This window comes from Arthrobacter sp. NA-172, assembly GCF_043952055.1.
Classification (GTDB): Bacteria; Actinomycetota; Actinomycetes; order Actinomycetales; family Micrococcaceae; genus Arthrobacter.
The window spans coordinates 1-19920 of sequence record NZ_JBINOT010000003.1; the positions used below are offsets into that span (position 1 = coordinate 1).

Consider the following 19920-nt stretch of genomic DNA (forward strand, 5'->3'; position numbering starts at 1 on the left):
GGTAAGTTTGGAAAGTTGCTCCGGAGCGATCTTGGACCGTGTGGTTTGGGTGGTGTCGGGTGTGTCTGTTGTTTGAGAACTCAATAGTGTGCCAAGTTTGTTGATACCGGTTTATTTTATATGAATTGGTTGATTTGCCGGGCTGCCCGCACCCCCGTGTGTGGTGGTCTGGTTTTTTGGCTGGTTTCAAATTTTGTGCAGCTGTTTCTGCCGTTATTTCCGGTGGTTGTGGTTGTGTCTGTTTTTGTTTTACTTCAACGGAGAGTTTGATCCTGGCTCAGGATGAACGCTGGCGGCGTGCTTAACACATGCAAGTCGAACGATGATGCCCAGCTTGCTGGGTGGATTAGTGGCGAACGGGTGAGTAACACGTGAGTAACCTGCCCTTGACTCTGGGATAAGCCTGGGAAACTGGGTCTAATACCGGATACGACCAGTCTGACCGCATGGTCAGGTTGGTGGAAAGCTTTTGTGGTTTTGGATGGACTCGCGGCCTATCAGCTTGTTGGTGGGGTAATGGCCTACCAAGGCGATGACGGGTAGCCGGCCTGAGAGGGTGACCGGCCACACTGGGACTGAGACACGGCCCAGACTCCTACGGGAGGCAGCAGTGGGGAATATTGCACAATGGGCGCAAGCCTGATGCAGCGACGCCGCGTGAGGGATGACGGCCTTCGGGTTGTAAACCTCTTTCAGTAGGGAAGAAGCGAAAGTGACGGTACCTGCAGAAGAAGCGCCGGCTAACTACGTGCCAGCAGCCGCGGTAATACGTAGGGCGCAAGCGTTATCCGGAATTATTGGGCGTAAAGAGCTCGTAGGCGGTTTGTCGCGTCTGCTGTGAAAGACCGGGGCTCAACTCCGGTTCTGCAGTGGGTACGGGCAGACTAGAGTGATGTAGGGGAGACTGGAATTCCTGGTGTAGCGGTGAAATGCGCAGATATCAGGAGGAACACCGATGGCGAAGGCAGGTCTCTGGGCATTAACTGACGCTGAGGAGCGAAAGCATGGGGAGCGAACAGGATTAGATACCCTGGTAGTCCATGCCGTAAACGTTGGGCACTAGGTGTGGGGGACATTCCACGTTTTCCGCGCCGTAGCTAACGCATTAAGTGCCCCGCCTGGGGAGTACGGCCGCAAGGCTAAAACTCAAAGGAATTGACGGGGGCCCGCACAAGCGGCGGAGCATGCGGATTAATTCGATGCAACGCGAAGAACCTTACCAAGGCTTGACATGGACTAGTAAAGCGCAGAGATGCGTTCCCCTCTTGAGGCTGGTTCACAGGTGGTGCATGGTTGTCGTCAGCTCGTGTCGTGAGATGTTGGGTTAAGTCCCGCAACGAGCGCAACCCTCGTTCTATGTTGCCAGCGCGTGATGGCGGGGACTCATAGGAGACTGCCGGGGTCAACTCGGAGGAAGGTGGGGACGACGTCAAATCATCATGCCCCTTATGTCTTGGGCTTCACGCATGCTACAATGGCCGGTACAAAGGGTTGCGATACTGTGAGGTGGAGCTAATCCCAAAAAGCCGGTCTCAGTTCGGATTGGGGTCTGCAACTCGACCCCATGAAGTCGGAGTCGCTAGTAATCGCAGATCAGCAACGCTGCGGTGAATACGTTCCCGGGCCTTGTACACACCGCCCGTCAAGTCACGAAAGTTGGTAACACCCGAAGCCGGTGGCCTAACCCTTGTGGGGGGAGCCGTCGAAGGTGGGACCGGCGATTGGGACTAAGTCGTAACAAGGTAGCCGTACCGGAAGGTGCGGCTGGATCACCTCCTTTCTAAGGAGCGCCTTTATCGCCCTTTTCCTGCCGCATGGTGGGTGGGGGGTGTATTGGAAGCAAAGCCCATTGCGCAGGCGTCTGTTCTGCGGTGGGTGCTCATGGGTGGAATATCAACGAATCAAATTTTTGGCATGGCCTTTTCCGTGGTTGTGTCCTGGTGCCAGTACGGCGTCCTGTGTGTCCTGTGTCCCTTTTGGGGGGTGCGGGTGCGGGGTGTTGGGAACGTGCCGGGGTGTGGGTTGCGGGGGTTGTGTTTGGCGCACTGTTGGGTCCTGAGGCAACAGGCCCGTCGCTGGTGTCACCTTTGTGTGTCCTTCCCTGTTTTTTGGGGGTGGGGTGCTGGGGTGGGGTTGGTGGTGGTTTTGGGTGTTTCTGGTTTCCTGGCTGCATGGCTTTTCACGCTGTTTGGTGTGGGGGGTGTGTGGTACGGGGTTGTTGTTTGAGAACTACATAGTGGACGCGAGCATCTGACATGGGCAGGCCTTTTGGGGTTTGTTCCGTGTCTACAGCAATTTCTTTTTATGAACCTGGTGCCGGTGTGCGCTCCTTCGGGGGTGTGTGTCGGTGTCTGTGGTTCTCTCGAAATTTGTGTTGTTTTTGTGTGGTCAAGTTTTTAAGGGCACACGGTGGATGCCTTGGCATTAGGAGCCGAAGAAGGACGTAGGAATCTGCGATAAGCCTGGGGGAGTTGATAACCGAACGGTGATCCCAGGATGTCCGAATGGGGAAACCCCGCCAGACGCGTTTTGCGTGATCTGGTGACCCGCATCTGAACACATAGGGTGCGTGGGGGGAACGCGGGGAAGTGAAACATCTCAGTACCCGCAGGAAGAGAAAACAAGAGTGATTCCGTTAGTAGTGGCGAGCGAACGCGGATGAGGCTAAACCGTTCCATGTGTGATAGCCGGCGGGTGTTGCATGGGCGGGGTTGTGGGACTTTCCGTACTGGTTCTGCCGGACCGGTGGGGTGAGAGTGTGGGCATAGGTGAACGGTCTTGAAAGGCCGGCCGTAGAGGGTGTGAGCCCCGTAACCGTAATGTCGTGCACCGCCTGGAGAGGATCCCAAGTAGCACGGGGCCCGAGAAATCCCGTGCGAATCTGTCAGGACCACCTGATAAGCCTAAATACTTCCTAATGACCGATAGCGGACCAGTACCGTGAGGGAAAGGTGAAAAGTACCCCGGGAGGGGAGTGAAACAGTACCTGAAACCGTGTGCTTACAATCCGTCGGAGCATCTGCAGCTTGTCTGTATGGGTGTGACGGCGTGCCTTTTGAAGAATGAGCCTGCGAGTTAGTGTTACGTCGCGAGGTTAACCCGTGTGGGGTAGCCGTAGCGAAAGCGAGTCTGAACAGGGCGAGTGTAGTGGCGTGATCTAGACCCGAAGCGGAGTGATCTACCCATGGCCAGGTTGAAGCGACGGTAAGACGTCGTGGAGGACCGAACCCACTTCAGTTGAAAATGGAGGGGATGAGCTGTGGGTAGGGGTGAAAGGCCAATCAAACTCCGTGATAGCTGGTTCTCCCCGAAATGCATTTAGGTGCAGCGTTGCGTGTTTCTTGCCGGAGGTAGAGCTACTGGATGGCCGATGGGCCCTACAAGGTTACTGACGTCAGCCAAACTCCGAATGCCGGTAAGTGAGAGCGCAGCAGTGAGACTGTGGGGGATAAGCTTCATAGTCGAGAGGGAAACAGCCCAGACCACCAACTAAGGCCCCTAAGCGTGTGCTAAGTGGGAAAGGATGTGGAGTTGCGAAGACAACCAGGAGGTTGGCTTAGAAGCAGCCATCCTTGAAAGAGTGCGTAATAGCTCACTGGTCAAGTGATTCCGCGCCGACAATGTAGCGGGGCTCAAGTACACCGCCGAAGTTGTGGATTTCAGAGTATAGACAAGCCTTCGTGGTTCAGTCCTCTGGAGTGGTAGGGGAGCGTCGTGTGGGCGGTGAAGTCGCGGTGGAAACCAGCGGTGGAGCCTACACGAGTGAGAATGCAGGCATGAGTAGCGAAAGACGGGTGAGAAACCCGTCCGCCGAATGATCAAGGGTTCCAGGGTCAAGCTAATCTGCCCTGGGTAAGTCGGGACCTAAGGCGAGGCCGACAGGCGTAGTCGATGGACAACGGGTTGATATTCCCGTACCGGCGAAGGACCGCCCATGCTGATCGGGGGATACTAACCGCCCGGAGCCTGCCCAATCACCCTTGTGGTGTGCGGGTTTTGGCCGAGCGCGGGATCTGATCCCGGGAGGTAAGCGTATTAACAGGTGTGACGCAGGAAGGTAGCCGGGCCGGGCGATGGTTGCCCCGGTCTAAGGATGTAGGGTCAGCGATAGGCAAATCCGTCGCTGTGTCTTGGATGACGTGCCTGAGATCTGACGGGACTCCCGCAAGGGGGGATCCGGTGATCCTATGCTGCCTAGAAAAGCATCGACGCGAGGTTCGAGCTGCCCGTACCCCAAACCGACACAGGTGATCAGGTAGAGAATACCAAGGCGATCGAGAGAATTATGGTTAAGGAACTCGGCAAAATGCCCCCGTAACTTCGGGAGAAGGGGGGCCCCAACCTTGAACGGTACTAGCGACCGGGAGGGGATCGGGGCCGCAGAGACCAGGGGGAAGCGACTGTTTACTAAAAACACAGGTCCGTGCGAAGTCGCAAGACGATGTATACGGACTGACTCCTGCCCGGTGCTGGAAGGTTAAGAGGACCGGTTAGCCGCAAGGCGAAGCTGAGAATTTAAGCCCCAGTAAACGGCGGTGGTAACTATAACCATCCTAAGGTAGCGAAATTCCTTGTCGGGTAAGTTCCGACCTGCACGAATGGAGTAACGACTTCCCCGCTGTCTCAACCATAAACTCGGCGAAATTGCAGTACGAGTAAAGATGCTCGTTACGCGCAGCAGGACGGAAAGACCCCGAGACCTTTACTATAGTTTGGTATTGGTGTTCGGAGTGGCTTGTGTAGGATAGGTGGGAGACGTTGAAGCCCGGACGCCAGTTCGGGTGGAGTCATCGTTGAAATACCACTCTGGTCACTTTGGACATCTAACTTCGGCCCGTGATCCGGGTCAGGGACAGTGCCTGATGGGTAGTTTAACTGGGGCGGTTGCCTCCTAAAAAGTAACGGAGGCGCCCAAAGGTTCCCTCAGCCTGGTTGGCAATCAGGTGTCGAGTGTAAGTGCACAAGGGAGCTTGACTGTGAGAGAGACATCTCAAGCAGGGACGAAAGTCGGGACTAGTGATCCGGCGGTACATTGTGGAATGGCCGTCGCTCAACGGATAAAAGGTACCTCGGGGATAACAGGCTGATCTTGCCCAAGAGTCCATATCGACGGCATGGTTTGGCACCTCGATGTCGGCTCGTCGCATCCTGGGGCTGGAGTAGGTCCCAAGGGTTGGGCTGTTCGCCCATTAAAGCGGTACGCGAGCTGGGTTTAGAACGTCGTGAGACAGTTCGGTCCCTATCCGCTGCGCGCGCAGGAAATTTGAGAAGGGCTGTCCTTAGTACGAGAGGACCGGGACGGACGAACCTCTGGTGTGTCAGTTGTACTGCCAAGTGCACCGCTGATTAGCTACGTTCGGATGGGATAACCGCTGAAAGCATCTAAGCGGGAAGCTCGCTTCAAGATGAGATTTCCAAACACCTCGCGTGTGAGAGGCCCCCAGCCAGACCACTGGGTTGATAGGCCGGATGTGGAAGACAGGACTAAAGACTGTTGAAGCTGACCGGTACTAATAGGCCGATAACTTACATCACACCAAAAAAACTGCTTGCGTCCACTATGTGGTTCCCAGACAACAACACTGTTGCACGGGAACAAAAAACCACAACTGAATAACACGACTGTCACAACACAACAGCCGCAACCACAACACTTCCCACACCACCCCCCCAAAGGGTTGGTGACGGGTGAAAAGGTTACGGCGGTCATAGCGTGGGGGAAACGCCCGGTCCCATTCCGAACCCGGAAGCTAAGACCCACAGCGCCGATGGTACTGCACCCGGGAGGGTGTGGGAGAGTAGGACACCGCCGGACAACCAGTACAGGTCGAGACCCCCCAACCACCAGGTCGGGGGGTCTCCCTCATTAACCCCCAAACCACACCACCCAAACCAAACCCGGCCCCGGCTGGCCACCAGGCCAAACCCCCGCCGTCGAACACTGCAGGAGCGTTCAGAAAACGGGAAAGAGCTAGCCGGAGAAGAAGTCGGAGAGCTCGGCGATGAGTTTGTCGGGCGCTCGGATCACTCCGTCGTGGCCGTGACCGGTGAGGATCGTGTAGCTAGAGCCGGAGAGGACGTCGTGGATCTGACCACACGCCACTCCGAAATAGGCCGGGCTCTTTTCCCCCACCACAATGAGGGTCTCCAGGGGAAGCTCAAGGAACGGCTCTGCGGGCATGTCGGCGGCGATGACTGCCTTGATCTCGCGGACTCCGGCCTGCATGAGCTCACGCATTTGCTTGCCCATAGGGGTGCCCGCGGTCAGCTTGTTGACGAGGGTGAGCATGGACAATGGCATCCGCGCGAAGGCACCCTCGGTCTCAACGCCTTTCACCAGCACGGCGAGCCCGCGGTCAAAGTCTCCAGCCGCCGTCGCGCGCTCGTATTCGCTCGTCCATTCAGCCTTCACGCTGTGGTTGACCGAGACTGCGGGGTCGTAGACCGCTAGGCGCTCCACTGGCAGCGTGCGCGCCGCGTGAAGGGCCACTGCGCCGCCGAAACTGTGGCCGAAGACATCGGTGCTGGCCGTGTGCTTCATGACTTCTGACAGATCGTGGATGTCGACGTCGAGCGTGTAGTCCTCGGGCTGGGGCGATGATTCGCCACGGCCGCGGCGGTTGAACGTGTGTACCGGCCGGCCAAGGGCGGCGCTAAGTTTCTGGGCAAACTTTGAGTAGTCTGCGGCGGTCACCATGGAGGCTGGCACCACCACCACGCCGGAGCCGGCAGCAGCCAGCTCACCGCCAGTGGTGAAGAGCTCGAGGGTTCCGCCGTCGGCCGTTGTGATGTTCTCGCGCGTCATGCTTCGAGCCTAACGGAGCCGCAGGGTTCCGTCAGTTCTTGAAGTAGCTGGAAATGTCCGCCACGAGTTCTTTCACGGCTGCCGGGATGGATCCGTGGAAGCCTTTTGGCGATACCACCAGCGTGCTTCCGGGGACGGCCGCGTACAGTCGCTCTGCGGTGACCTTGTAGTATTGAGGACTTTTGCTGCCCACGATGAATCGCGTGCTCCGAGGGAGCACGGAGAAGTCCCGGGGGAGCGCAGATTCGTCGTAGGCAGCCTTGAGTTCGGCCACGCCCGTTGGCATGAGACCGCTGAGGACCTTGTTGACCTGGGTGTGGGAAACGAGGGCCATGAGTCCCGCCAAGATGGGCTCCGGGATTCGCGCCAAAGCGGTCCCCGGCTCCAGTCCCCTCTTCATGCGGGCCAGGGCATGTCCCACATTGCCGCTGTTCACGGACTGGGCAAAGCCGTCCAGCCAGCCTGTGTCCACGCTCCCATCGATATTCACGGCAGCGTCGTACACGGCAAGTTTGTCCGGTTCGTAGCTTGTTCCTGCAAATTCCTGCACGGCGTTCAGCGCCACGGATCCGCCAAGGCTGTGGCCAAGGAGGTTCCTGGCGCCGGTTACATCCATGATGGTGCGTACGTCGGAGATTTCGGTGGCCATGGAGTAGTCCGGGGGTAGCTCGGACGAACTGCCGCGACCCCTGCGATCGTAGACGTCCACCGCCCAACCGTCCCCGAGCCCTTTGGACAACGCGACGGAAAACGGCCGGTAGATGAACGCAGTAAGGAATGCGCCGCCAATCAGCACCACACGGTGCTCTCCTGGAGCGTCCACCGAGCCATAACTGTACAAAGCGAGCTTGCCGCCGTCGGGCGTTGGGACCTCACGTTCTCTCACCGGTTCATCCTATGGGGACGGCGCCTTCGCCGTTCCTAGTGCGAGGTAGCGGGCGATTCTTACCGCGAGCTGCTTCCCCGGCCGGAGGGGTCCTTCGTGGAATTGCAAGGGAACTATTGCGAATTTCACCGGCGGGAGGGCGGCCGCAAACTGCCGGCCGGTCTCGGCGAAGTACGCGGGACTCCAGCCGCCGCTGAGCATCAGGGTTGGCGTTGCCAGCGTTGCGAAGTCTTGAATGTGCGCGTCGGAGTCGAGGATCGCCCGCATCTCCAGCACGGCGGTGGGTAACAGATCCCTCATCTCGGACCCCAGCCTGGTCTTTGCAGAGAGGATGCTGAGCACTCGGAGCGCCCCGAGCGGCAAATAGGAGATCGGCCCGGCCGTGGCCAGCCCTTGAACCAAATGTGCCCACGCATGGTCAAGTTGGCCGGCCGTGACGGCCTCTTCCAGTTGCGGACGCCAGCGCCCGTTCAGGCTGCCGGACAAGGAAACGGCGGCATCGTAGGTGACGAGCCTGGAAATGGGCGTGCGCAGCGCGGCCTGGAGTGCCACGAATCCGCCATAGCTGTGCCCAACTACATCCGTGGAGCCGCTCGCTTGCATGACGGAAGTAAGATCACTGATTTCCGTCGCAGCGGAGTAGCCAGGCGGCTGCGGCGCCGAGCGGCCGCGGCCGCGCCGGTTGTAGGTGTGCACCGGCCGGCCAAGCAGGATGCTTAGGTTCCTGGCAAATGGCCAATAGAGGGAATCCGTCACCAAAGTGCCGTGAACGAGTACGACGCCGGGTCCCCCCGCTGTGCTCTGGGCTCCCGGAATCGAGGCCTCGGCCGCGGGCCGGAACGAGTGCACCTCAAGGTGGCCGCCGTCGTCGTCCGTTTCAACTGTCCATGTCTCCACAGCCCGAGTCTATGTCGGCGCGGACGCCGGAAGGCAAGATAGGGAACTCCAAGGAATCCCCGGTAAACTTGGGGATTGTGACTTCCGCAAACACCACAACCACGCACACCGCCCCAGAGCCTGCCGACGCCAGCGAGCAGATGCGCATCCGCATGGAAAAGCGCAGCAAGCTGCTCGAGCGCGGCGCCGAGGCCTACCCGGTGGGTGTTGAGCGGACGCATTCCCTCGCCGAGATCCGCGAGAAGTACGCGCATCTGCAGGCTGATGAAACCACGGGCGACACCGTGGGAATCACCGGGCGCGTTGTGTTCGTGCGTAATACCGGCAAGCTTTGCTTCGCCACCCTCCAGGAGGGAGGGGTGGACGGAAAGGCCGTGCGCCTGCAGGCGATGCTCAGCCTGGCGAACGTCGGGGAGGAAACCCTGGCGGACTGGAAGGCGTTGGTGGACCTCGGAGACCACGTCTTCATCAAGGGTGAAGTCATTTCCTCCCGGCGCGGCGAGCTGTCCGTCATGGCCGAATCCTGGTCCATGGCGTCGAAGGCTTTGCGCCCACTACCGGTGCTGCATGCTGAATTGAATGAAGAGACCCGCGTCAGGCAGCGCTATGTGGACCTGATGGTCCGCGATGAAGCACGGGAAATGGTCTACACCCGCGCAGCCATCACCCGTTCGGTTCGCGACACCCTGGACCGCCGCGGCTATGTGGAGGTGGAGACCCCCATCCTGCAGCTCGTCCACGGCGGCGCAACAGCCCGCCCGTTCGAGACGCATATGAATGCCTTTGACCAGAAGATGACCTTGCGCATCGCCACCGAGCTGTTCCTCAAGCGTGCCGTGGTGGGCGGAATCGACCGCGTTTACGACATGGGCCGCGTCTTCCGCAACGAAGGCGTCGATTCGACGCACAGCCCCGAATTCACCACATTGGAATGCTACGAGGCGTGGGCGGATCAGTTCGTCATGGCCGAGCGGATGAAGGAAATCATCCTCAACGTCGCCGACGTCGTGGGTACCCGCACCATCCAGACGGATGCCGGGGAAATCGACCTCGACGGCGAATGGGCGTGGGTTGCGGTTTACCCCGGGCTTTCCGAGGCGATCGGCGAGGAGATCACGCCGGACACCACCGTGGCGGAACTGCAGGCGATCGCAGCGAAGCATGAGGTCAAGGTGGATCCCAAATGGGATGCCGAAAAGCTCGTGGTTGAACTGTTCGGCGAGATAGTCGAACCCACCCTCCTCAACCCGACCTTCGTCTACAACTACCCGCCGTCCGCGCAGCCCCTTGCCCGCCCGCATCGGGAGGACGGCCGCCTGATCGAGGCTTGGGACCTCATCATCGGTGGCATGGAACGCGGAACCGCCTTCTCCGAACTGATCGACCCCGTCATTCAGCGCGAACGCCTGACCGAGCAGTCCCGCCGTTCGGCCGCCGGCGACGTCGAAGCCATGCAGCTGGATGAGGACTTCCTGCGGGCCCTTGAGTACGGTGCTCCGCCCATGGGCGGCATCGGGCTCGGCATCGACCGCTTGGTCATGCTGTTCACCGGCTCAGGTATCCGCGAAACAATCTTGTTCCCACTACTCAAGCCCGAAGGGCACTGATCATGGATTATATTGCCGTTCTTGCGCCGTCCGTCGTTGTCGGACTGCTGTTTTGGTTTGCCATGAAGGCTATCTTCAACGCGGACAAATCAGAGCGCCAAGCAGAAGCCCGGGCCCAGGAAGAAGCCGGATTGGGAATTTCGAAGCCAGCAGGCGACGGTTCAACGCCAGCCAAATAGGGCTTTCTCGGGCTGTTCACAAGCTTTAATAGTGTTTTTGATAACGTCTTTGACGATCTCTTTGACGAGTGGCCATGACCTGGACGATAATCTTTAAATTAGTAGTCTAGCTATTCTGCATACCCGACCCCTCCAAAAGAGAGTCTTTTCATGGCACAGAAAGTCAAAATTATCCTCGTTGACGACCTGGATGAAGGCTCCGCGGATGAAACTGTCCGCTTTGGTCTTGACGGAGTCAGTTACGAAATGGATCTGTCCAGTGCGAACGCTGCGAAGCTGCGGGACGCTCTTGGGCCATTTGTAGCGAAGGCACGTAAGACCTCCACCGGCCGTGCAACGCGTAGCCGCGTTGCCGCGGGGAGAAACCAGGACTCGGCACAGATCCGTCAATGGGCGCGCGAGAACGGTTATACCGTAAACAGCCGTGGCCGTATTCAGGCCGAAATTCAGGAAGCCTACCAGAAGGCCAATTCCTAACACGAAGTATCAATACCCCGGCCCTAGGGCCGGGGTATTGTCATTTCACCGCCCGTTTGCCCGTTGCGGGTGTTGGCTGACAGTTGAACCGCATTATTCGCCTGCAAGCTTGTGGCGGACTGTGTATATCCGGCATGTAGTCACTGTGTTTGCCGTTGTTTGCTGCGGTGGCCAACAGTGATGGCCTACTGCGGTGGCCAACAGTGATGGCCTACTGGGATGGCTTGCTGCGATGGCTTGCTGCGGTGGCCGACTGTAATCAACGACGCCGGGTGGCCGTCCCGTGTGGGCGGCCCTCGGCAGACTGGGGTGGTTGTCCTGGGGTGGTTGTCCGCCCTTTTGGCTAAGGTCCGCTGGGATTCCATTGGCCCCGAAGCCCGTTGGCGACCTGAAGCGAACTTATTCCATGGCGCGGTCATGTTTCCCCTGTGGCGAACACGCCCCAAAATTCCAGCGTTGCCACGTAGCATCAAAGTACGTCGTAGCTAGGAGTGTGGCGAAATGTTTGAGAGATTTACGGACCGTGCCCGTCGCGTTGTTGTGCTTGCCCAAGAAGAGGCACGCATGCTCAACCACAACTACATCGGTACCGAGCACATCCTCTTGGGTCTGATCCACGAGGGTGAAGGCGTTGCTGCCAAGGCGCTCGAGTCCCTGAGCATTTCGCTCGATGGCGTCCGCGAGCAGGTGCAGGAGATTATCGGCCAGGGCCAGCAGGCCCCGTCCGGGCACATCCCCTTCACCCCGCGCGCCAAGAAGGTGCTCGAGCTCTCGCTCCGCGAAGCCCTGCAGCTCGGCCATAACTACATCGGTACAGAGCACATCTTGCTCGGCCTCATCCGCGAGGGTGAAGGCGTTGCCGCGCAGGTCCTCGTCAAGCTTGGCGCCGACCTCAACCGCGTCCGCCAGCAGGTCATCCAGCTGCTCTCCGGGTACCAGGGCAAGGAAACTGCAGGCTCTGGCTCAGGACCGGGACAGCAGGAAGGCACCCCGGCCGGTTCGGTGGTGTTGGACCAGTTCGGCCGCAACCTGACTCAGGCTGCGCGGGAAAACAAGCTCGATCCCGTGATCGGCCGCGAGCTGGAGATGGAACGCGTCATGCAAGTCCTCTCCCGCCGCACCAAGAACAACCCCGTGCTGATCGGTGAGCCCGGCGTCGGCAAGACCGCCGTCGTCGAAGGCCTCGCTCAGGCGATTGTCCGCGGAGACGTCCCGGAGACCATCAAGGACAAGCAGCTCTACACGCTTGACCTCGGCTCCCTTGTGGCCGGTTCCCGTTACCGCGGTGACTTCGAGGAGCGCCTGAAGAAGGTCCTCAAGGAAATCCGCACCCGCGGGGACATCATCCTCTTCATCGACGAAATCCACACGCTCGTGGGTGCCGGCGCTGCCGAGGGTGCCATCGATGCCGCGTCCATCCTCAAGCCGATGCTTGCCCGTGGTGAACTCCAGACCATTGGGGCCACCACTTTGGATGAGTACCGCAAGCACATTGAGAAGGACGCCGCGCTGGAGCGCCGCTTCCAGCCGATCCAGGTCAAGGAGCCTTCAGTCGCACACGCGATCGAGATCCTCAAGGGCCTGCGTGACCGTTATGAGGCGCACCACCGTGTGACCATCACCGACGGCGCCCTTGCCTCTGCGGCGACGTTGGCCGAACGCTACATCTCGGACCGCTTCCTGCCGGATAAGGCGATCGACCTGATCGACGAAGCAGGTGCGCGTTTGCGCATCCGCCGCATGACGGCTCCGCCGGAGCTCAAGGCGATGGATGAGCGCATTGCCGAAGTGAAGATGGAGAAGGAATCCGCCATCGACGCCCAGGACTTCGAAGGCGCCGCCTCCCTGCGCGACAAGGAGCAGAAGCTCATTGCCGAGCGTGCCGATAAGGAACGCAACTGGAAGTCCGGCGGCATGGACGATATTTCCGAGGTGGACGAGGAGCTGATTGCCGAAGTTCTCGCGAACTCCACCGGCATCCCGGTCTTCAAGCTCACCGAGGAAGAGTCGTCGCGTCTGCTCAAGATGGAAGACGAGCTGCACAAGCGCGTCGTCGGCCAGGACGAGGCCATTCGTGCCCTCTCCCAGGCGATCCGCCGTACACGTGCAGGCCTGAAGGACCCCAAGCGTCCGGGTGGCTCGTTCATCTTCGCCGGCCCCACAGGCGTCGGCAAGACCGAGCTCGCCAAGGCTTTGGCGGAATTCCTGTTCGGTGAAGAGGACGCCCTCATCACGCTGGACATGTCCGAGTACTCCGAGAAGCACACGGTTTCGCGTCTCTTCGGTGCGCCTCCGGGCTACGTCGGCTACGAAGAGGGCGGGCAGCTGACCGAGAAGGTCCGCCGTCGTCCGTTCTCCGTGGTGCTGTTCGACGAAGTTGAGAAGGCCCACGCCGATCTCTTCAACTCGCTGCTGCAGATTCTGGAAGACGGCCGTCTGACCGACTCCCAGGGCCGCGTGGTGGACTTCAAGAACACGGTGATCATCATGACCACCAACCTGGGTACCCGCGATATCTCCAAGAGCGTGGCGACCGGTTTCCAGTCCGGCACGGACACCACCACCGGTTACAACCGGATGCGGGCACGGGTCACCGAGGAGCTTAAGCAGCACTTCCGTCCCGAGTTCCTCAACCGCGTTGACGACGTCGTGGTGTTCCCGCAGCTCACGCAGGACGAGATCATCGAGATCGTTGACCTGTTCGTCACGCGCCTCGAGGGCCGCCTCAAGGACAAGGACATGGGCATCGAGCTCACCACGGCCGCCAAGGTGCTTCTGGCAACCCGTGGCTACGATCCCGCTATGGGTGCCCGGCCGCTGCGCCGGACCATCCAGCGCGAGATCGAGGACCAGCTCTCCGAGAAGATCCTCTTCGGCGAACTCCACCCCGGGGACATCGTGGTGGTTGACGTGGATGGCGAAGGTGACGAAGCCAAGTTCACGTTTGCCGGCAATGCCAAGCCGCGCATCCCGGAAATCGCACCTAGCGCCTAAGTAGCGAATTCGCGCACGCTCCAACTCAAAGGCCCCGCCCACTCCCCAAAGGAGAGGGCGGGGGTTTTTGCGCTCCCGTACTGGAGTTTGTGTACAGATCGTGTCCCGTAAGAGCCGTCTTAAGGGACACGATCTGTACACAAACTGCGAGTTAGTTGGGAATGTGTGAAATAACTGTTTCACTCTCAGTGAACGTTCTGTGATATGCCACACATTGCGTGTTGAATCAGAGCATGGATTCGAATGCCTTAGAGACCCCGAGCACACAACCCGAAACTCCTTTCCACGATCTGGACCACTACCTGGCCATTCCCCGGGTCGGTGGCCTGGCTCTCAGCCCGGACGGAAACCGCTTGGTCACTACGGTTTCCACCTTGAACACCCAGGGCACCGGATACGTCACTGCCCTCTGGGAACTTGATCCTGCAGGAAAAAAGCACGCCCGTCGGATCACGCGCAGCGCCAAGGGCGAGACCGGTGCTGTGTTCGCCGCCAACGGCGACCTCTATTTCACCTCGGCCCGGCCGGACCCGGACAGCCCTGAGGCCGATCCCGTGAGCGCCTTATGGCTTCTGCCCGCCGACGGAGGGGAAGCACGGGTGGTGCACTCCCGTTCCGGCGGCGTCGGAGGTGTCATGGCCGCGTCGGCCGCCGATGCCACTTTCGTGACGGCCTCGGTCTTGGCTGGCTCTCTTGACGAGGAAAACGATGAGGTGCGGCGGAAGAACCGCAAGGAAAACAAGGTGGCGGCCATCCTGCACACCGGCTACCCGGTTCGCTACTGGGACGCCGATCTGGGACCGGCCCAGCCAAGGCTCTTCGCCGTGGAAAACGGGGAGATGGTTGACGCCGGAAAGCCCTCGACCGTGGACGCCACCGCGCCCTTGAAGCTGCGCAATCTGACTCCCGACGTCGGCAGCAGCCTTCGCAACACCCACGCTGTGGTCAGCCCGGACGGGAAAACGATCTACACGAGCCTCGCCAAGCCGCTTGCGAAGGCCGATACGCGCTTTGTGCTCGCCGCAATCGACGTCGCTTCGGGGTCCCTCAAGGTGCTCCTTGACCGCGAAGGAATGAGCTACTTCCCAGGCCCGGTCAGCCCCGATAACAGCATGCTTGCGGTGACCAGCGAAAGCGACAGCACTCCCGCGCAGGCGCCCCAGGTCAAAATGCACATCCTGAACCTTGCCGCCGGGGAGACTCTCGACCTTGAGCCGCTTGCACCCGGTTGGGACCGCTGGGGCAGCCCGGCGGCTTGGCTTCCGGATGGGCTCTCGCTCCTCGTGACAGCGGACGACGACGGCGCGACGCCAGTCTTCCGGGTCGGCGTCGCCGACGGTACGGTCACCCGGGTGACGCCAGACGCCGCCGCGTACACCGACGTCGTGGTTTCCGTGGACGGACTGAACGCGTTCGCGTTGCGCAGTTCGTACGAGTTCCCGGCGGAAGCTGTCCGGATCGATCTCGCCACGGGAGAGGTTGAACGGCTCCCCGCGCCGGCCGAGCGGCCAAAGATCCAGGGTTCGCTGGAGCGGGTTGAGGCGAACGCCGTCGACGGCTCGCGGGTTCCGGCTTATCTCGCCATGCCGGAAGGGGCCTCGGAGGCGAACCCGGTACCGCTGTTGTTGTGGATCCACGGTGGTCCCCTTGGCTCGTGGAATGCCTGGACCTGGCGGTGGAACCCGTGGCTGCTCGTGGCGAAGGGGTATGCCGTGCTGCTGCCAGATCCCGCGTTGTCCACCGGGTACGGCCAGCAATTCATCCAGCGCGGTTGGGGTGAGTGGGGCAGGGCGCCGTACACCGACCTCATGTCAATCACCGATGCCGTAGTCCAGCGCCCCGACATTGACGAAAACCGGACTGCAGCCATGGGCGGATCATTCGGCGGGTACATGGCCAACTGGATAGCCGGGCAAACCGACCGGTTCAAGGCGATCGTGACGCACGCCAGCTTGTGGGCTCTCGACCAGTTCGGCCCCACCACCGACGCTTCCCAGTATTGGCTTAAGGAAATGACCGCGGACATGGCGATGCAAAACTCGCCACATCTCCATGTCGGAAAGATCACCACGCCCATGCTGGTGATCCACGGTGACAAGGACTACCGGGTGCCCATCGGTGAAGGCCTGCGGCTTTGGTACGAGCTTCTCTCCAGCTCCGGGCTGCCTGCGGACGAGAACGGCGAGACAAGGCACCGCTTCCTATATTTCCCCGACGAGAACCACTGGATCCTGCAACCGCAGCATGCCAAAGTCTGGTACGGAGTGGTGGAGCACTTCCTGGCCAAAGAGGTCCTCGAGCAAGATGTCTCCGTGCCTGAGGAGCTCGGGCTGTAGGGAGGGCCGATCGGGGGCGGGCGGGACGCTGGATAGGATGGGGCTGTGACTTCGACGTTCAGTATCCGCCCTGCCCGCACCGGCGATGTTGCCGCGATCAAGAGGCTGGTGGCCCCACTGGCGGAGCAGCGAATCCTGATGGCCAAGGAGACCGTGGCCTACTACGAAAGCCTTCAAGAATTCCGGATTGCCGAATCGTCCGACGGCGAGGTTATCGGTTGCGGCGCCTTGCACGTGATGTGGGAGGACCTGGCCGAGGTACGCACGTTGGCGGCGGACGACTCTTGGCGGGGCAAGGGTGTGGGTCATGTCCTGGTTCAGCACCTCCTGGAGGATGCGCGGGCCTTGGGCGTCGGGCGGGTTTTCTGCCTCACCTTCGAAGTGGACTTCTTCAAGCGCCACGGATTCGAGGTCATGGCCGACCAAACGGCGGTGGACCCCCAGGTGTACTCAGAACTGCTCCGTTCCCATGACGAAGGTGTGGCCGAGTTCCTCGACCTGGCACGGGTAAAGCCCAATACCTTGGGCAACACCCGCATGATCAAGCTCCTCTAGTTCCGGCTTCTTCCTTACGGTTCTGTACCTGCACTTGTCCACATACGGCGCCTTCCCCTACCAAGCCGGGGGTGCTGGTAGTAGGGTCAAATCACCTACCAGCAACGTATCAGGAGCGCGCCATGAAGAAGCTCATCAACGATCCCCGTTCAGTGGTGGACGAGTCTGTCGAGGGTTTTGGCATGGCCCATGCCGAGCTCGTGGACGTCCATACGGACCCCATTTTCGTCGTGCGAAAAGGCACGCCGAGAGCTGGCAAGGTGGCCCTTGTGTCCGGAGGGGGAAGCGGGCATGAGCCTCTTCATGCCGGCTTCGTTGGGCATGGAATGCTCGACGCCGCGGTGCCGGGTGCCGTTTTTACCTCGCCCACTCCGGACCAGATCATTCCGGCCACTGCGGCAGTTGATTCCGGGGCCGGCGTGTTGCACATCGTGAAGAACTACACCGGTGACGTCTTGAACTTCGAAACCGCCGCTGAGATGGCCCAGGCGGAAGGGATCAGCGTTCGCACCGTCCTCGTCAACGACGACGTCGCGGTGGAGGACTCGCTGTACACCGCTGGCCGGCGCGGTGTCGGGGGCACCGTGCTGGTGGAAAAGATTGCCGGAGCGGCCGCGGAACGGGGAGATTCGCTCGAGGCGGTCGCCAGTGTCGCGGAGGGGGTTGTCCGCAACGTACGCACTATGGGCGTCGCCTTGTCCGGCTGCACGGTGCCACATGCCGGGGTCCCCAGTTTCGAGCTTGCCGAGGACGAAATCGAAATCGGCATAGGCATTCATGGAGAGCCAGGCAGGCACCGGATTGCCATGGAGAGCGCCGACGCCATCACGAGCCGCCTGCTGGACCCCGTACTGGAAGACCTGGCGATCAAGCCCGGGGAGCAGGTGTTGCTCTTCGTCAATGGCATGGGCGGTACACCACTCAGCGAGCTTTACATTGTTTATCGCCGGGCGGCCCAGATCCTCGCGGAAAGGGGAGTCAAGGTGGAACGCTCGCTGGTGGGCAACTACGTCACATCGCTGGAGATGCAGGGCTGCTCCATCTCGGTGCTCCGCCTCGATGACGAATTGACCACACTCTGGGATGCGCCCGTCCACACTCCTGCGCTGCGTTGGGGGATGTGATCGTGAGACTGGGCGTCGGCTGGGCGGTTCAATGGTTGACGCTCTCGGCGCAGCTCATGTCGGAGCATCGTGAGGAACTGATTGCATTGGACCGGGCGATCGGCGATTCAGACCACGGCGAAAACATGGACCGCGGATTCCGGGCGGTCATGGACAAACTGGCTCAAACTCCGCCGGAAACGCCCGGCGCAGCGCTGAAGCTGGCGGCGATGACCCTCATGTCCAAGGTGGGCGGGGCGGCCGGTCCGCTGTACGGAACGGCCTATCTCCGGGCCGGCACGGCACTGGGCGATAGCGCAGAGATCGACGCCGCTGCGCTCACCGCTGCATTGACTGCGGCCCGCGACGGAATTGTTGCCCGCGGCAAGGCGGAACTGGGAGACAAAACCATGGTTGATGCCTGCGTCTCCGGCAGTGGAGGCGGCGGATGAGGTCCTGGTAGCGGGCGGGGATGCCGTGGCGGTGCTGGCTGCCGCAGCCGAGGCCGCAGAGGTAGGTGCGGTCACCACCGATCCCTTGGTAGCCCGCAAAGGCCGCGCAAGCTATCTGGGTGAACGCAGCGCCGGGCACCGCGATCCGGGCGCCGTGTCATCGGCGTTGTTGTTGCGCGCAGCCGCCACCGCTGCGGGGTTCCCCGAGGGATCCGCTGAATGACCGTGGGTTTGGTGGTGGTCTCGCACAGCCGGAAGATCGCGGAAGGCGCGGTGGAATTAGCTGCCCAGATGGCCCCCGATGTGAAGTTCTATGCCGTGGGTGGCACGGACGACGGCCGGATTGGCACTGACCTCGAAAGAACGATCGCCGCGTTCGAAGCCGGACTTGCCGAGGCTGCCGGGGACGGCGTGGTGGTCCTGACAGATCTTGGCTCCGCAGTGATGACAGCAGAATCAGCGACTGAGTTCTGCAGTGATCCGGACACGGTCTTTCTTGCCGACGCTCCCTTGGTGGAAGGCCTCGTTGCTGCCGCTGTCGCCTGCCAAGGCGGTGCACTGGCAGCTGCGGTAAAGGCCGCCGCCGAGGCGGTCCGGTTCGGTCCGGAACCCGCTTTTGACGCAGCGGGTTCCGCACCATTCCCGGGCAGGGGTGAACCGGCGGAAACCGGCGAATTCGAGCTCATCAACCCCATGGGAATGCACGCCAGGCCTGCGGCGAAAATTGCAGGTGGACTCGCTGGCTTGGACGTCGAGGTCACGGTGAACGGCGTCGATGGAACATCCATCATGGAACTCATGACCCTCGCCGTGGGCCAGGGCGCCAAGCTCAGGATCGAGGCCTGGGGCAAGGATTCGTCGAAGGCAGTGGACTATGTCCGGCGGCTGGTGGAACAGGGATTCGGGGAGATCTGAGGGGAGTTCAGGCTTGAGGTAGAGGCGTGGATTTCAGGTCTGCCGTAGGCCGCTGGCATCCAGGAGGAGGCTTGCTGTGATGGTGGCAGGACATTGCTCGCCCCAAGGTTTCGCGCTCTTCGGCGTGAAGTCCAGTGTCCTGACCGGCAACGGCCCGCCGTTTACGCTGTAGCCCGTCACTTCCGCATTGACAGGCGATGCCGTCAGGGTACCCATGTTCAAGAACCCGTAGCGGGTGCCATCCGGGGAGGAAGTAGCGGAACAGGCCCCGTCTGGTTCGGGGCTGCAAGGTTGAGCGACCGATATGCTGCCCGGGCGCAACTCCAGCTCGGCCTCACGGCACTTCCCGTCCTGGCAGGCCTTCAAATGCAGGGATTTGACCGCTGGCACGTAGTCCGCGGCAATCGTCAGGGACACCACCGGGGCGATTGCAATTGCCGGGCACACGGTCACCTGAGGCTGGCATCCCGAACCGAGCGCCGCCGTCGTGGTCAATGCGATAACGGCCCACAACCTGCGCATACTTGAGGATATTCCCGCCGTAGGGAGCTGCGACCTGAGGCCTGCAACTGGCAGGCACATCGTTACGGACGTCCGCCCGCCGTTGCAGCTCTGCGACTTGTGGACCCCGGCCAGCCGCGCGCAGTCTTGTACGCCCACGGAATAGGGTTCTTTGCATGACTGAACCCGCCGACGTGCGCACCACCCGCGCCG

At 60.8% G+C, this 19920-nt stretch carries 12 protein-coding genes, 3 rRNA genes and 1 pseudogene; 12 read left to right on the top strand and 4 right to left on the bottom strand.

What is annotated here, in order from left to right:
- Nucleotides 1-254: 254 nt before the first annotated feature.
- The 3 genes from ACF0H6_RS13665 to rrf all read left to right on the top strand — a co-directional run bounded on the left by ACF0H6_RS13665 (nt 255) and on the right by rrf (nt 5815).
- Nucleotides 255-1780, top strand: a 16S ribosomal RNA gene (locus ACF0H6_RS13665).
- A gap of 606 nt (nt 1781-2386) precedes the next feature.
- Nucleotides 2387-5535 (top strand): 23S ribosomal RNA (locus ACF0H6_RS13670).
- A 163-nt stretch (nt 5536-5698) separates the two neighbouring features.
- Nucleotides 5699-5815 (top strand): 5S ribosomal RNA (gene rrf, locus ACF0H6_RS13675).
- Together the 16S, 23S and 5S rRNA genes form the textbook arrangement of a ribosomal RNA operon.
- A 156-nt stretch (nt 5816-5971) precedes the next feature.
- Here rrf and ACF0H6_RS13680 read toward each other — a convergent pair.
- From ACF0H6_RS13680 to ACF0H6_RS13690, 3 genes are read right to left on the bottom strand one after another with little or no spacing between them, the layout of a single operon-like run.
- Nucleotides 5972-6805 carry an alpha/beta fold hydrolase gene (locus ACF0H6_RS13680; protein ID WP_395250180.1) on the bottom strand — a complete coding sequence of 278 codons (834 nt, stop codon included), beginning with the start codon at nt 6803-6805 and terminating at the stop codon, nt 5972-5974.
- Nucleotides 6806-6836: 31 nt separating this feature from the next.
- Nucleotides 6837-7691 carry an alpha/beta fold hydrolase gene (locus tag ACF0H6_RS13685; RefSeq protein WP_395250181.1) on the bottom strand — a complete coding sequence of 285 codons (855 nt, stop codon included), beginning with the start codon at nt 7689-7691 and terminating at the stop codon, nt 6837-6839.
- Nucleotides 7692-7700: 9 nt separating this feature from the next.
- Entirely contained in the window at nt 7701-8588 is an 888-nt protein-coding gene (locus ACF0H6_RS13690; protein ID WP_395250182.1) for an alpha/beta fold hydrolase, read from the bottom strand.
- A gap of 77 nt (nt 8589-8665) precedes the next feature.
- On the opposite strand from ACF0H6_RS13690, the gene lysS reads away from it, so the two are divergent.
- From lysS to dhaM, 9 genes and pseudogenes are all read left to right on the top strand, one after another.
- Nucleotides 8666-10195, top strand: coding sequence for a lysine--tRNA ligase (gene lysS, locus ACF0H6_RS13695; RefSeq protein WP_395250183.1), 1530 nt, complete (start codon nt 8666-8668; stop codon nt 10193-10195).
- 2 nt (nt 10196-10197) lie between these two features.
- The gene (locus tag ACF0H6_RS13700) at nt 10198-10374 is read left to right on the top strand and encodes a hypothetical protein (protein ID WP_395250184.1); all 177 of its coding nucleotides are present in this window, start codon (nt 10198-10200) and stop codon (nt 10372-10374) included.
- Nucleotides 10375-10524: 150 nt separating this feature from the next.
- Nucleotides 10525-10851: an Lsr2 family protein gene (locus ACF0H6_RS13705; RefSeq protein WP_059390281.1), complete on the top strand. Its 327-nt coding sequence runs from the start codon at nt 10525-10527 to the stop codon at nt 10849-10851.
- 501 nt (nt 10852-11352) lie between these two features.
- Entirely contained in the window at nt 11353-13845 is a 2493-nt protein-coding gene (locus ACF0H6_RS13710; RefSeq protein WP_395250185.1) for an ATP-dependent Clp protease ATP-binding subunit, read from the top strand.
- A gap of 233 nt (nt 13846-14078) precedes the next feature.
- On the top strand, nt 14079-16181 hold the full coding sequence (locus tag ACF0H6_RS13715; protein WP_395250186.1) for a prolyl oligopeptidase family serine peptidase: 2103 nt from the start codon (nt 14079-14081) through the stop codon (nt 16179-16181).
- Nucleotides 16182-16226: 45 nt separating this feature from the next.
- The gene (locus tag ACF0H6_RS13720; RefSeq protein ID WP_395250187.1) at nt 16227-16736 is read left to right on the top strand and encodes an amino-acid N-acetyltransferase; all 510 of its coding nucleotides are present in this window, start codon (nt 16227-16229) and stop codon (nt 16734-16736) included.
- Nucleotides 16737-16858: 122 nt separating this feature from the next.
- Nucleotides 16859-17860, top strand: a complete 1002-nt coding sequence (gene dhaK, locus ACF0H6_RS13725; protein WP_395250188.1) for a dihydroxyacetone kinase subunit DhaK — start codon at nt 16859-16861, stop codon at nt 17858-17860.
- A 2-nt stretch (nt 17861-17862) separates the two neighbouring features.
- A pseudogene (dhaL, locus tag ACF0H6_RS13730) lies at nt 17863-18514 on the top strand (dihydroxyacetone kinase subunit DhaL).
- On the top strand, nt 18511-19206 hold the full coding sequence (gene dhaM / locus ACF0H6_RS13735; protein ID WP_395250189.1) for a dihydroxyacetone kinase phosphoryl donor subunit DhaM: 696 nt from the start codon (nt 18511-18513) through the stop codon (nt 19204-19206). Before dhaL ends, dhaM begins: the two are co-directional and overlap by 4 nt.
- A 33-nt stretch (nt 19207-19239) precedes the next feature.
- On the opposite strand, the gene ACF0H6_RS13740 is transcribed toward dhaM, so the two are convergent.
- Entirely contained in the window at nt 19240-19728 is a 489-nt protein-coding gene (locus ACF0H6_RS13740) for a hypothetical protein (RefSeq protein ID WP_395250190.1), read from the bottom strand.
- Nucleotides 19729-19920: the final 192 nt, after the last annotated feature.

Excerpts from the sequence above, each read along its gene's own strand:
- ACF0H6_RS13710 (WP_395250185.1), top strand. The coding sequence starts at position 11,353 with ATGTTTGAGAGATTTACGGACCGTGCCCGTCGCGTTGTTGTGCTTGCC.
- ACF0H6_RS13715 (WP_395250186.1), top strand. The coding sequence starts at position 14,079 with ATGGATTCGAATGCCTTAGAGACCCCGAGCACACAACCCGAAACTCCT.
- ACF0H6_RS13740 (WP_395250190.1), bottom strand. The coding sequence starts at position 19,728 with ATGCGCAGGTTGTGGGCCGTTATCGCATTGACCACGACGGCGGCGCTC.
- ACF0H6_RS13680 (WP_395250180.1), bottom strand. The coding sequence starts at position 6,805 with ATGACGCGCGAGAACATCACAACGGCCGACGGCGGAACCCTCGAGCTC.
- dhaM (WP_395250189.1), top strand. The coding sequence starts at position 18,511 with ATGACCGTGGGTTTGGTGGTGGTCTCGCACAGCCGGAAGATCGCGGAA.
- ACF0H6_RS13700 (WP_395250184.1), top strand. The coding sequence starts at position 10,198 with ATGGATTATATTGCCGTTCTTGCGCCGTCCGTCGTTGTCGGACTGCTG.
- dhaK (WP_395250188.1), top strand. The coding sequence starts at position 16,859 with ATGAAGAAGCTCATCAACGATCCCCGTTCAGTGGTGGACGAGTCTGTC.
- ACF0H6_RS13705 (WP_059390281.1), top strand. The coding sequence starts at position 10,525 with ATGGCACAGAAAGTCAAAATTATCCTCGTTGACGACCTGGATGAAGGC.